Genomic DNA, 13,208 nt, shown 5'->3' with positions numbered 1-13,208 from the left:
CGGCTCGCCGGGCACAGATCGAAGAGGGCACCACGGTGTTCTCGGCGACGGGTCAGGCGCACGGCAGTGAGCCCGTCCGCCTGTACGGCATGGACAGTGCGGCTTGACGGCCGTGCCGTCCAGTTCGAGCGTGCAGGTCCCGCAGCTCGTCGTGCGCAGCCGATCGGGGTGCCTGTCGGGCCGAGGCGAGTGCTGCGGCAGGGTTCGTTGAGCGTTAATCCATTGCCTGCGAGGGGCCGGTCCTGTTGGACTGCATGCGTCCCGTCGTCATGAGAAGAGGAGCAGCTGTGCGCACTGCGTTCATGTCCCCCCAGGAAGGAACGACCCCCTCATCGAAGGACATGACGCTTCGTGCACCTGCTCAACCTCGGGATCCTCGCCCATGTCGACGCCGGTAAGACCAGCCTGACCGAACGCCTGCTGCACACGGCAGGTGTGATCGACGAGATCGGCAGCGTCGACACCGGGAACACCCAGACCGATTCCCTCGCGCTGGAGCGGCAGCGCGGCATCACCATCAAGTCCGCCGTCGTCTCCTTCGCGCTGGACGACGTGACGGTCAACCTCATCGACACCCCCGGCCACCCGGACTTCATCGCCGAGGTGGAGCGGGTGCTCGGCGTCCTCGACGGCGCCGTGCTGGTCGTCTCGGCCGTGGAAGGCGTCCAGCCGCAGACCCGCGTCTTGATGCGCACGCTGCAACGGCTGCGCATCCCCACCCTTGTGTTCGTCAACAAGATCGACCGACGCGGCGCCCGGTACGACGCCGTCCTGCGGGCCATCTCCGAACGGCTGACGGCGGCCGTCGTGCCGATGGGGACGGCCGACGGCCTGGGCACCCGTGACGCCCGCTTCGTCCCCGGCCTCGCCTCGTCGGCACTCGACGTCCTCGCCGACCACGACGACGAGTTGCTGACGGAGTACATCGAGGAAACGGTCTCGTACGACCGCCTCCGTGCGGCCCTGGCCGACCAGAGCCGGCAGGCTCTCGTCCACCCCGTGTACTTCGGCTCGGCCATCACGGGCGCCGGCGTCGGCTCACTCGTCGAGGGCATCAGGCAACTGCTGCCCGCAGCCGACGGCGACCCGGAAGGGCCGGTCTCGGGGACCGTCTTCAAGGTCGAGCGGGGGCCGGCGGGGGAGAAGGTCGCGTATGCGCGGATGTTCTCCGGCACGCTGCGCACCCGCGACCGGATCCGCTTCGGTGCCGTCGGCGAATCGCGCGAAGCCGAAGGCCTCGACGGCACCCGCGCCGAGGGCCGGATCACCGCGATCAGCGTCTTCGACCGGGGCGCGGCCGTCAGGGACGACCTGGTGGCGGCGGGCCGGATCGCCAAGCTCTGGGGTCTGACCGACATCAGGATCGGCGACGTCCTCGGCGAACCCCGCAAGTCGCACGGGCACTTCTTCGCCCCGCCCACCCTCGAAACCGTCGTCGTCCCGGGCCACGGAACGGACCGGCGGGCCCTGCACCGCGCACTCACCCGGCTCGCCGAACAGGACCCGCTGATCGACCTGCGCCACGACGAGGTACGCCAGGAGATCTCCGTCTCCCTCTACGGTGAGGTGCAGAAGGAGGTCATCCAGGCCACGCTCGCCGACGAGTTCGGCCTCGACGTCACCTTCCGCGAGACGACACCGCTGTGCGTCGAGCGGCCGGTCGGCTCGGGCGCGGCCGTCGAGTTCAACAAGAAGGACGGCAACCCCTTCCTCGCGACGATCGGCCTGCGCGTCGACCCGGCGCCGGTCGGTTCCGGCGTGGACTTCCGGCTTGAGGTGGAGCTCGGCTCCATGCCGTACGCCTTCTTCAAGGCCGTCGAGGACACCGTCCGTGAGACCCTCGGCCAAGGCCTGCACGGGTGGCAGATCCCCGACTGCACCGTCACCATGACCCACTCCGGCTACTCGCCCCGGCAGAGCCACGCCCACCAGGGCTTCGACAAGAGCATGTCCAGCACCGGCTACGACTTCCGCGGCCTGACCCCGCTGGTCCTGACCGAGGCCCTGCGCCGGGCGGGCACCCAGGTGCACGAGCCGATGCACCGCTTCCGCATCGAGGCCCCGACCGACACCCTGGCCGCCCTGCTGCCGGTGCTGACCAGGCTGCGCGCGGTGCCGCAGACCACGCAGACCCGCGGCGCCTTCTACGTGCTGGAGGGATCGGTGCCCGCGGCCCATGTGCACGAACTGGAGCAGCACCTGCCAGGGCTGACGCGCGGCGAGGGCGAACTGGAGAGCGCCTTCGACCACTACGCCCCAGCGGCTCGGGGCACGGTCCCGGAGCGCCGGCGCACCGACCTCAACCCGCTGAACCGGAAGGAGTACCTGTTGAACCTGACGCGCAGGGTCGACAGCTGACAAGTCGGTGGGAGGGCCCGGGACGGCATTCGTACGATCGCCGCATGACCGCGGACACACGGGGAGGGACGACACCGGCGTGATGGCCGAGACTGAACTTACTCCAGAGTCAGGGGTGTTGACTGTGTCCTGAAATCACCGGACTGTAGTGGACATGCCGAATATCCGGACGCGTCTGCTCGTTGTCCTGGTCGTCCTCTTCGGATCCCTGACGGTGGCGGGCCCCACTCCCGCCACCGCCGCCACCCTCCCCGACTCCCTCTGGTTCGACGAAACGCCCCTCACCGTCCAGAACGGCCGCTTCACCGACGGAAACGGCCGCGAGGTGGTACTGCGCGGCTACAACGTCTCCGGCGAGACCAAACTGGCCGAGAACAAGGGCCTGCCCTTCGCCTCGGTCGCCGACGCCAAGAAGTCCGCGACCGCGCTGCGCGCCCTCGGCGGCGGCAACTCGATCCGCTTCCTGCTGTCGTGGGCCTACGCCGAACCCGTGCGCGGCCAGGTGGACACCACGTACCTGGCCGCCGCCACCGCCCAGATGCGCGCCTTCCTCGACGCGGGCATCCGCGTCTACCCCGACTTCCACCAGGACCTCTACTCCCGCCACCTGTTCGATCCGGACAGCTGGTACACGGGCGACGGCGCCCCCAAGTGGGCCGTGGACCTGGGGAACTACCCGGACGAGAACTGCGGGATCTGCCTGTTCTGGGGCCAGAACATCACCCAGAACGAGGCCGTGAAGCAGGCGTCATACGACTTCTGGCACAACGAGTACGGCCTCCAGGACGCCTTCCTGGCCACCGCCCAGAAGACGATGGCGTACATCAAACAGAACGTCTCCGCGGCCGAGTTCGCGGGTGTCCTCGGCTTCGACCCCTACAACGAACCGCACGCCGGCACCTACGACTCCGGCCAGACCAGCCGCACCTGGGAACGCGACGTGCTGTGGCCGTTCTACGAGAAGTTCCGGTCCCGCATGGACGCGGCCGGCTGGCAGGACAAGCCGCTCTTCGCCGAGCCGAACCTCTTCTGGAACGCCAACATCGACTTCCAGAAGCAGGAGGGCGGACTGCTGGACGCGGGCACGCTCGGGCCGCGGTACGTCTTCAACACCCACTTCTACGACCAGAAGGCCATCTCGGGGGTCTTCATGTGGGGCAAGGCGGCCGACGGCCAGTACACAGGTGACTTCGGCACCGTCCGCGACCGCGCCTCGGCCACGAAGACGCCCGCGATCGTCAGCGAGTTCGGCCACCCGCTGTCCGGGTCGGTCTCGGACAAGGCGCCGACCGTCCTCAAGGCGATGTACCAGGCCCTCGACTCCCGTGTCCCGGGCGCGAGTTGGTGGTCGAACCCGGCCGGCTCCGGCCCGGTGCTCTCCGGTTCGCAGTGGCAGTGGGACATCTACAACGGACGCCACCACGAGCTGATGAACGACAACCCCGACAAGGTCCTCACCACCGGTGACGCCTGGAACGACGAGGACCTGTCCGCCGTACGCCTCGACGACTCGGGAACGCCGGTGCTGCGGCAGGACGCCCGGCTGCTGGACCGTCTCTACCCGAGCGCCACGTCCGGGACCACGGTCGCCTTCACCTACGAGGACCGCTCGCGGGACGGCGACACGACCCTGACCTGGAACCCGGTGCCCAGCTCGCTGCCGAACGTGGCGCAGCTGGTGGGGTCGGGACAGTACGGGCTGCTGGTGTGGCGCTCCAACAGCGGCACGGCGCCGACCGAACTGCACCTCCCGGCGTCCTTCCCGACTGGGTCCACCACCGTGGTCTCCGACCTGGGCACGGCGTACGCGCCGCCGTCGTACACCTCGACGACCCCGGTCGGCGTGGCCGCGGAACCGGGCGGCAAGGGCAGCCGCCGCCTGCTGCTCACCGACTCGGACTCCGGCGCCCTGCACTACGCGCTGGTGACGAACGGGGCGAGCACTCCCTCGACCGCCCTGCTGAACGCCGCACGGGCCGAGCTCTCCGCGTGGGCTGCGCGGACCGTCGGATAGGAGCCGTACAGCACACGCCGTTTGACCCTCCCCTTACGTCAGGCTGCACCCTGAAGCCCGACGAAAGGGCAGGTGAATGAGCTATTCCGTGGGGCAGGTCTCGGCCTTCGCCGGGGTGACCGTGCGCACGCTGCACCATTACGACCGGGCGGGACTGCTCTCGCCCAGTGGCCGCAGCGGCGCCGGTTACCGGCTGTACAGCGAGGCCGACCTGGCCCGACTCCAGCAGATCCTCTTCTACCGCGAGCTGGGCTTCTCCCTCGACGAGATCGCCGAGATCCTCGCCGACCCGCAGGCGAACGCCCTGGAGCATCTCCAGGCCCGGCTACGGCAGTTGAGCGAGGAGATCGGCCGGCTCCAGCGGCTGACCGAGGTCGCCGAGCAGGCCATCGAGGTCCAGCGGACGGGCGTGGAACTGACCCCCGCCGAACGCTTCGAGGTCTTCGGCGAGATCGGCTTCGACCTGAGCTACGCCACCGAGGCGCAGCTCAAGTGGCAGGACTCGGCGGGGCAAAAGGAGTCGATGGCGCGCGCCGCCGCCCACACCAAGGAGGACTGGCGGCAGCTCATGGGCGAGGCCGCCGCCTGGCGTGGAGAGCTGCTCGCGGCCTTCGACGAAGGCGAGCCCAGCGACGGCGAGCGTGCCATGGACCTCGCGGAGGAGCACCGGCTGCACATCGCCCGCTGGTTCACCACCTGTCCGCCCGACATGCACCGGCGCATCGCGGACGACTTCGCCGCCGACCCGCGCGCCTTCGCGCTCGTCGTACCGCCGTCGCAGCAGCGGCCGGGCCTTGCCACCTACCTCTGCAAGGCCGTCCACGCGAACGCGGCCCGCCGGGCGGACCATGAGGAGGACAGATGAGGATCCTGATCGCCGCCGCCGGATCACGCGGCGACGTCGCACCGTACACCGGCCTGGGGGCAGGCCTGCGCGACGCCGGGCACGACGTCACCCTCGCCACGACCGACGCCTTCGCGCCCCTGGTACGCGAGGCCGGCCTGCAGTTCAGGAGTCTGCCCACCCGCCCGCCATCCCCGGGCGGTGCCGAGAGCAGACGCGAACTGCTGCGCACCGCGGCCGCGTTCGTCACCGAGCTCGGCCGGGGATTCGCCGACGTGGTGGACCAGGGCACGGACCTGCTCCTGCTGTCGGCCACCACCGCACCGCTCGGCCGGCACGTGGCCGAGGCCAGGGGCATCCCGGCGATCGGCGCCTACCTCCAACCGACCACCCCGACCGGCGACTTCCCACCCAACGTCATGGGAACCCGCTCCCTGGGCCGCCTCGGCAACCGCATCGCCGGACGCTTCGCGCTGCGCATGGCCGACCGCGTCTACGCCGAGGCCGTCACCGAGTTGCGCCGCCGCCTCGACCTGCCTGCGCTCGGTCCCTCCGAGTTGCGCCGACGCCACGAGCGGGCGAACTGGCGCGTCCTGCATGGCTTCAGCACGGCGCTGGTGCCGCGTCCGTCCGACTGGCGCGCGGGACTCGACGTCGTCGGTACGTGGTGGCCGTACGTCGGCCAGGACCGGCGGCTGCCCGCGGATCTGGAGGACTTCCTCGCGGCCGGGGCGCGCCCGGTGTTCATCGGCTTCGGCAGCATGGCGGGCGGTCACGGTGAGCGGCTGAGCGAGATCGCCGTCGAGGCGCTGCGCCGCGCCGGGCTGCGCGGGATCCTCCAGACGGGCAGCGCCGGACTCGCGGCCGCCGGCGACGACGTCCTGACGATCGGTGACGTACCGCACGAGCTGCTGTTCCCCAGGGTGGCCGCGGCGGTCCATCACGCCGGGGCGGGCACCGCGGCGGCAGCCCTGCGCGCCGGGGTGCCCGCGATCCCGGTGCCGGTGACGGCGGACCAGCCGTTCTGGGCCGGGCGGCTGGCCACGATCGGGGCGGCCACCGACCCGATCCCCTTCGCCTCCCTCACCGCCGAACGGCTCGCCGACGCGCTCGGTCGGGCCGTGCGGCAGCAGACGTACACCCGGGCCGCCTCGGTCGCCGCGCGGCAGATGGCGACCGAGGACGGGGTGGGCGCGGTGCTCAAGGCCCTGGGCTGATCTCGAAGGCGCTGGTTCCTGGTCCGATCAGCCGGCCGGCGGGCTGGTCCAGTCGGCCGGCACATGAGCCAGCCGGACCCGCTGCGGGTGGTCGCCGACCGGTACGGACACCTTCTTCCTGCCGGTGGCGAAGTCGATGGCCGTGACCTGGTCGGTGCCGCTCTCGGAGACCACGCAGGACTTGCCGTCACCGCTGACGGTGGCCCAGTAGGGCTTGGAGGCGGTGACGAGCGGGCCCTCCTGGAGGGTGGTGCGGTTGACCACGGTCGCGTAGTCGTCCATCGTGCCTGCGACGCACAGCTTGCTGCCGTCGGGGCTCATCGAGATGCCGTGGTGGCGCGAGTCGTTGACGAACGTGGTGCGGTCGTCGCTGGTCGCCGGGTTCTTCGGCAGGGTCTTGGTGCGGGTGATCTTCTCCGTGGCCAGGTCGTACTCGAAGAAGCCGTTGAAGAACGACACCTGGAAGTACAGCTTCGACTCGTCCGGTGAGAACACCGCCGGCCGGACCGCGTCGGAGTGGTCCGTCAGGCCGATCGCGTCCAGGGCCGGGCGCATGTCGATGACCTCGACCTGCTGGAACGTGGTCGCGTCGACGACGGTGATGCGCCGGTCGCCCTTCGTCCAGTCCAGCCACGGGGCGTCGGTCTGTGTGTTCACGTCGCCGATCGCCATGTTGTAGATGTACTTGCCGTCCTGGGTGAAGATGTTCTCGTGCGGCTTGTCGCCGGTGGCGAACTTGCCCAACTCCTTGCCGGAGGCGATGTCCAGCACATGCACCGTGTTGGAGGTCGAGGCCGACACCGCGACCCGTTTGCCGTCGGGGGAGACCGCCATGTGGTCGGCGCGGTAACCGGACACGGCAAAGCGCCAGTTGATGTCACCGGTGGCCAGGTCGATGGAGACCACGTCGGCGAAGCTCGGCCGGGAGACGACCATCGACGTGCCGTCCGGTGTGGAGTACATGTCGTCGACGAACTGGTCGTGGCCCTCGCCGACGCTGTTGCGGATCGCCATGAAGTAGATCCACTTGATCGGATCGGCGTTGATCTCCGCCATCCGCTCGTCCTTGTCGGGGATGACGTCGATACGGCCGATCTTCGCGAAGTCACCGGAGGACTTGATGACATCGGCGGTGCCGTCCCAGTTGTTGCCGACGAACAGCACCTCACGCAGGGCGGCGGCGGAGTCGGCTGCGGCCGTGGCGGCGGTCGCGGGAGCGGTCATGGTCAGGGCGAGGGCGGCGGCTACGGAGCACAGGTGCCTGGGTCTGATGGCAGGCATGACTGCTCTCTTCCTCTGAGGTGGGCGTCCGGAGTGGGGCATGCCAAGCACGGGATGGTGAATCCGAAGCTCGGTGAATCCGATGCACGGTGATCTGAACACAGGTGCTTTCAGAATCAACTTACTGAAAAGTAAGGAGGAGGTGCCCTTCTCCACAAGACTGCGTACACGACAAAATTGGCCGTCGGGTCGGCGAAGCGGTGGGAGGACAGCGTGGCGGGCAGGCTCAAGGCGCCCACCGGTCGCTACGGCGGCAAGTCGGCCGAGGAGCGACAGGCCGAGCGGCGGCGCCGCTTCCTCGACGCCGCGCTCCAACTGTTCGGCGACAGCCCCGGTTACCGGGGCACCACGGTCGCGGCGCTGAGCGAGGCCGCGGGCCTGTCGACGCGTCAGTTCTACGAGGAGTTCCGCACGCTGGAGGACGTCCTGGCGGCCCTGCACCTCCAGGTCAACGCGTGGGCGGAGGAGGCCGTGCTGGCCGCGGTGGCCGGCGCGGAGAACCTGCCGCTCGCCGAACGCGCCACCGCAATCTTCCGCGCGTACGCCGCGAACGTCACCTCCGACCCGCGCCGCATACGCATCACGTTCGTCGAGATCATCGGCGTCAGCCCCCGCCTGGAGGAACAGCGCCTCGCCCGAAGGTCCCGCTGGGTCGACCTCGTCTGCGCCGAGGCGGCGTCCGCCGTCACCCGCGGCGAGGCGGTGCCCCGCGACTACCGCCTCGCCGCGACCGCGTTCATCGGCAGCGTCAACGGGCTGCTGCACGACTGGAGCGCCGGCTGGGTGGACGCGACCCTCGACGAGGTCGTCGACGAACTCGTCCGCCTCCTCCTCGGCATCCTCCAGCCACCCGGCCCCCGGCTCGCCGGGCCCTCACGCCGGCTCTTGACGCCGGGTCCTGCGCCCGGTCTTGACGCAGAGTCCTGACGGTAGTCCTGGGACCGTCCGGGTTCAGTCCTGGTCGTTCTTCTCGCTCTCGCTGTCCGCCGAGCTGCTTCGCCTCAGCTCTGGAGCCGGTTCACCGCATCGAGGACGGGAGCCACCCCGTCCTCGCCGCGCAGTCCGTAGGACAGGGCCCGGGCGCGACGGCCGTAGGACGGATCACCGGTCGCCTGCCGCAGGGCGGCTGCCAGCGCCTCGGCCGTGAGGTTCCGCAGCGGGACAGCGCGGGGCGCCACGCCGAGCGCGACCAGGCGAGCGGCCCAGAAGCCCTCGTCGAACTGGACCGGTACCGGAACGGCCGGCACCCCGGCGCGCAGCCCGGCGCCGGTCGTGCCCGCCCCGCAGTGGTGGACCACGGCGGCCATCCGCGGGAAGAGCGCGGAGTGGGGCACCTCGCCGATGGTCAGTACGTCGTCCCCGGCGGCCTCGAGGCCACCCCAGCCCCGCTGGATCACCCCGCGCAGCCCGGCCCGGCGCAGGGCGCCCACCACCTCGGCGCTGAGTCGCTCCGGATCCGGGACGGTCGCGCTGCCCAGGCCCACGAAGACCGGCGGCTGACCCGCGTCCAGGAAGTGCCGTAGCTCGGGCGGGAGTTGGGCCTCGTCGTCGTACGGCCACCAGTAACCTGCCACCTCCAGGTCCGGACGCCAGTCGCGGGGCCGGGGCACCACCAGGGGGCTGAAGCCGTGGAGCACGCGGCCCGCTCGGGTACGGCGCGCCCTGCCGGGCGGGAGCCCGAGGCGTGCCCGTACGTCCGGTACGGCCGCCGAGAAGACCCGCTCGATGGCCAGGTTCACGCCGTGCCCGGCGACCCGGTTCCCGACGGCTCCCCAGGACCGGCCCCCGAGGATCGGCGGACCGAACTCCCGGGTGGGGGCGAGTGGTTGCAGGGGGAGGTCGATGCTGGGCAGCGACAGGCCCTCGGCGATGGCCTGCCCCAGCGGTGCGGTGGAGCCCGCCAGGAGCAGGAGGTCGCTGGCCCGGGCTGCGGCCAGCAGGTCGTCCGTCATCCGGCCGGCCAGGGTCCGCGCCATCCCCACCACGCGCACGAGCTTGCCGACGCCGGTCGCACTCCGATGCAGCCTCCGGCCACGCGCCGACTCCAACTCCGCCCGTGGATCCAGCGGCATCGGATGGAAGCGCACGCCCGACCCGGCGACCAGCCGCTCGAAGCAGCCGTGCGTGACCAGGGTGACCTCGTGTCCGGCCCGGGCCAGGGCGTGCCCGAGTCCGGTATAGGGGGCCACATCGCCCCGGGAGCCCGCCGTCATGATGGCTACGCGCACGGCGGCCAGTATGGCGGCGCCCGACGCGGCGGGGGAACGGCCCGTGGGCGAGGGTGATTTGAGGTCCGTCCCATCCGTTGACTTCCCCCTCACCTGGCTCTACTTTCAGCGCGATGCGTTCGACCTTCCGACTGATGTTCGGTATGTCGAACCTTCTGGGTGATCTTCCCGCGCTAAGGAGCCGCATGTACCCCCCGCCCCGAACCCATCTCGTCCGCCGCTGCAGATCCGCCGTCGCGCGCGTCCTCGTCCTGGCGCTCGCCGCCACGGCCGCGCTCCTGTTCGCCGGGACCGCACCCGCCCAAGCCGTGACGAGCCGTCAGATACCGGTGCCTGCCGCCCCCATGGGCTGGGCGTCCTGGAACGCCTTCGCAGCGAAGGTCGACTACAACGTCATCAAGAAGCAGGTCGACGCGTTCGTGGCGGCGGGGCTGCCCGAGGCCGGCTACGAGTACATCAACATCGACGAGGGCTGGTGGCAGGGCACCCGTGACAGCGCCGGCAACATCACCGTCGACGAGGCCGAGTGGCCGGGCGGCATGAAGGCCATCGCCGACTACATCCACAGCAAGGGTCTGAAGGCCGGCATCTACACCGACGCCGGCAAGGACGGCTGCGGCTACTACTTCCCGACCGGCCGCCCCGCCGCGCCCGGCTCCGGCAGCGAGGGCCACTACGAGCAGGACATGCTGGCCTTCTCCCGGTGGGGCTTCGACTTCGTGAAGGTCGACTGGTGCGGCGGTGACGCCGAGGGCCTCGACCCGAAGACGACCTACCAGGCGATCAGCGACGCCGTCACCAGGGCGACCGCGACGACCGGCCGCCCGCTCGCCCTGTCCCTGTGCAACTGGGGCTACTCCAACCCCTGGAACTGGGCGCCGGGCATGGGCCCGATGTGGCGGACGAACACGGACATCTTCTTCCACGGCGGCACCCCGTCGTACAGCAACGTCCTGACCGCCTTCGACCGCAACATCCACCCCACGGCCCAGCACACCGGCTACTACAACGACCCCGACATGATGGTCGTCGGCATGAACGGCCTGACCGCCGCCCAGAGCCGCTCCCACATGAACCTGTGGGCGATCTCCGGCGCCCCGCTGCTCGCCGGTCTCGACCTCACCACCCTCACCACCGAGACGACGAACATCCTTACCAACCCCGAGGTCATCGCCGTCGACCAGGACCCGCGCGGCCTCCAGGGCGTCGAAGTCGCCGAGGACACATCCGGTCTCCAGGTGTACGGCAAGGTCCTCTCCGGCACCGGCAACCGTGCCGTCGTCCTCCTCAACCGCACGCCGACCACGCAGAACATGACCGTCCGCTGGTCCGACCTGGGCCTGACCAACGCCTCCGCGACCGTCCGTGACCTGTGGGCCCGCCAGAACGTCGCCACGACCGGCACGAGTTACACCACCAGCGTGCCGGCGAACGGCTCCGTCATGCTCACCGTCACCGGGGGCACCGAGCAGTCGGCGAGCACGTACAACGGCACGGCGAGCTTCTCCGGCGTGGTCGCCGGAAGCGCCGGTCTGAAGACGGTCGACGTCTCCTACACCAACAACACCTCCACCGCCCGGACCGCCACCCTCACCGTCAACGGGCAGACCTCCACCAAGGTCTCGTTCCCGCCGACCGGTTCGAGCGCCGGCAACATCTCGGTCAACGTCTCCCTCGTCAAGGGCAGAACCAACACGATCTCCTTCTCCGGCGCCCCGACCCTCGACGGCATCGTCGTACGGCCGCTGCCGGGCAAGAACGGCGCCCTCGTCACCGGCGCCCAGTCCGGCCGTTGCGCCGACATCAACGACAACACCATCGCCAACGGCACCGACGCCCAACTGTGGGACTGCACCGGCGGCCAGAACCAGGTCTGGCAGTACAACAGCACCCGCAAGGAGCTGGTGGTCTACGGCAACAAGTGCCTGGACGCCTACAACCGCGGCACCACCAACGGCACCAGGGTCGTCATCTGGGACTGCAACGGCCAGAACAACCAGAAGTGGAACGTGAACAGCGACGGCACGATCACCAACGTCAACGCCGGGCTCTGCCTGGACGCGTACGGCGCGGCCACGGCCAACGGCACGAAGCTGGTGCTCTGGGCATGCAACGGCCAGAGCAACCAGAAGTGGACGGTGTCGTAGCGCCGGCCTAGGCGAGGCACACGACGAGGACACCGAAAGCCAAGGCGCAGGTCAGCAGCCAGCCGGCCAGAAGACGGCGCCGCAGGTCGCGGTATCTCGCCTCGTACTCGTCCCGCAGCCTTTCGGCACGCGCCGCCGTGTGCTGCCAGGAGGCGCGGGCGAGTACGAGGTACTCCGCCTCGAACCGCCGCTCCACCTCGCCACGCTGACGATCCGTCAACCACTGCAGCGGGGCGCTGAAGCGCACGGCAGCCGTACGGCCTTCCTCGCGGGTCGCGGCGAGCAGCAGATGCCCCTCGATGTCGTTCAGGAATTCGTCCGTGATGCTCATGGAGCCGTCAACTCCTTCTCCGGTGCGGGAGCGTGCCGCAGGTCGAACGCCGGGGATTCGGAGCGAATACGGGGCAGTGTCAGGAAGTTGTGCCGCGGGGGAGGGCATGACGTCGCCCATTCCAACGAGCGGCCGTATCCCCACGGGTCGTCGGCCTCGACCTTCTCGCCGTACTTCGCGGTCTTCCAGACGTTGTAGAAGAACGGCAGCAGCGACGCGCCGAGCACGAACGAGAAGACGGTCGACAGGGTGTTGAGCGTGGTGAGTCCTTCCACTGCCAGATAGTCGGGGATCCGGCGCTGCATTCCGTTCACGCCCAGCCAGTGCTGGACCAGGAAAGTGCCGTGGAAGCCGATGAACAGCGTCCAGAAGGTCATCTTGCCGAGGCGCTCGTCGAGCATCCTGCCGGTGAACTTCGGCCACCAGAAGTGGAATCCGGCGAACATCGCGAACACCACCGTGCCGAAGATGACGTAGTGGAAGTGGGCCACCACGAAATAGGTGTCGGACGTCGGGAAGTCCAGCGGCGGTGAGGCGAGCATGACGCCGGTCAGACCGCCGAAGACGAAGGTGACCAGGAATCCAAAGGCCCAGAGCATGGGTGTTTCGAAACTCAGGGAACCGTTCCACATGGTGCCGATCCAGTTGAAGAACTTCACGCCGGTCGGTACGGCGATGAGGAACGTCATGAAGGAGAAGAACGGCAGCAGTACACCGCCGGTGACGTACATGTGGTGCGCCCACACCGTCACGGACAGACCCGCGATCGCGATGGTCGCCGCGATCAG

At 69.7% G+C, this 13,208-nt stretch carries 10 protein-coding genes; 6 read left to right on the top strand and 4 right to left on the bottom strand.

Annotation, left to right across the window (positions count from 1 at the left end):
• Positions 1 to 351 precede the first annotated feature (351 nt).
• The 4 genes from ACTMVF_RS35765 (at position 352) to ACTMVF_RS35750 (ending at position 6,433) form a co-directional block, all read left to right on the top strand.
• The gene (locus ACTMVF_RS35765; RefSeq protein ID WP_441275222.1) at positions 352 to 2,358 is read left to right on the top strand and encodes a GTP-binding protein; all 2,007 of its coding nucleotides are present in this window, start codon (positions 352 to 354) and stop codon (positions 2,356 to 2,358) included.
• A gap of 154 nt (positions 2,359 to 2,512) precedes the next feature.
• Positions 2,513 to 4,372, top strand: a complete 1,860-nt coding sequence (locus ACTMVF_RS35760) for a cellulase family glycosylhydrolase (protein WP_441275221.1) — start codon at positions 2,513 to 2,515, stop codon at positions 4,370 to 4,372.
• 76 nt (positions 4,373 to 4,448) lie between these two features.
• Complete coding sequence (locus ACTMVF_RS35755; RefSeq protein WP_441275220.1) at positions 4,449 to 5,237, top strand: MerR family transcriptional regulator; 789 nt, start codon at positions 4,449 to 4,451, stop codon at positions 5,235 to 5,237.
• Entirely contained in the window at positions 5,234 to 6,433 is a 1,200-nt protein-coding gene (locus ACTMVF_RS35750; protein ID WP_441275219.1) for a glycosyltransferase, read from the top strand. The genes ACTMVF_RS35755 and ACTMVF_RS35750 overlap by 4 nt, the downstream gene beginning before the upstream one ends.
• A 27-nt stretch (positions 6,434 to 6,460) precedes the next feature.
• Here the strand turns inward: ACTMVF_RS35750 and ACTMVF_RS35745 are convergent, their stop codons facing one another.
• The gene (locus tag ACTMVF_RS35745) at positions 6,461 to 7,714 is read right to left on the bottom strand and encodes a YncE family protein (protein WP_441275218.1); all 1,254 of its coding nucleotides are present in this window, start codon (positions 7,712 to 7,714) and stop codon (positions 6,461 to 6,463) included.
• A 213-nt stretch (positions 7,715 to 7,927) separates the two neighbouring features.
• Between ACTMVF_RS35745 and ACTMVF_RS35740 the strand changes: the two genes are divergently transcribed.
• Positions 7,928 to 8,641 (top strand): TetR/AcrR family transcriptional regulator, encoded by a 714-nt coding sequence (locus ACTMVF_RS35740; protein WP_441275217.1) that lies wholly within the window; start codon positions 7,928 to 7,930, stop codon positions 8,639 to 8,641.
• 74 nt (positions 8,642 to 8,715) lie between these two features.
• Here the strand turns inward: ACTMVF_RS35740 and ACTMVF_RS35735 are convergent, their stop codons facing one another.
• On the bottom strand, positions 8,716 to 9,927 hold the full coding sequence (locus tag ACTMVF_RS35735) for a glycosyltransferase (protein WP_441275392.1): 1,212 nt from the start codon (positions 9,925 to 9,927) through the stop codon (positions 8,716 to 8,718).
• Positions 9,928 to 10,127: 200 nt separating this feature from the next.
• Here ACTMVF_RS35735 and ACTMVF_RS35730 point away from each other — a divergent pair, with 200 nt between their 5' ends.
• The gene (locus tag ACTMVF_RS35730; RefSeq protein ID WP_441275216.1) at positions 10,128 to 12,089 is read left to right on the top strand and encodes an RICIN domain-containing protein; all 1,962 of its coding nucleotides are present in this window, start codon (positions 10,128 to 10,130) and stop codon (positions 12,087 to 12,089) included.
• 7 nt (positions 12,090 to 12,096) lie between these two features.
• On the opposite strand, the gene ACTMVF_RS35725 is transcribed toward ACTMVF_RS35730, so the two are convergent.
• Both ACTMVF_RS35725 and ACTMVF_RS35720 read right to left on the bottom strand, forming a co-directional pair.
• The gene (locus tag ACTMVF_RS35725; protein WP_441275215.1) at positions 12,097 to 12,420 is read right to left on the bottom strand and encodes a hypothetical protein; all 324 of its coding nucleotides are present in this window, start codon (positions 12,418 to 12,420) and stop codon (positions 12,097 to 12,099) included.
• Positions 12,417 to 13,208: cytochrome c oxidase subunit I (locus ACTMVF_RS35720; RefSeq protein WP_441275214.1), on the bottom strand; the 792-nt coding region annotated here is incomplete at its 5' end. The genes ACTMVF_RS35725 and ACTMVF_RS35720, both read right to left, overlap by 4 nt.

The sequence above is a fragment of the Streptomyces sp. SD31 genome (assembly GCF_052068475.1).
Lineage (GTDB): Bacteria > Actinomycetota > Actinomycetes > Streptomycetales > Streptomycetaceae > Streptomyces.
Note: the sequence above shows the minus strand (reverse complement) of the source record. Positions and strands in the feature narration are given on the sequence as shown.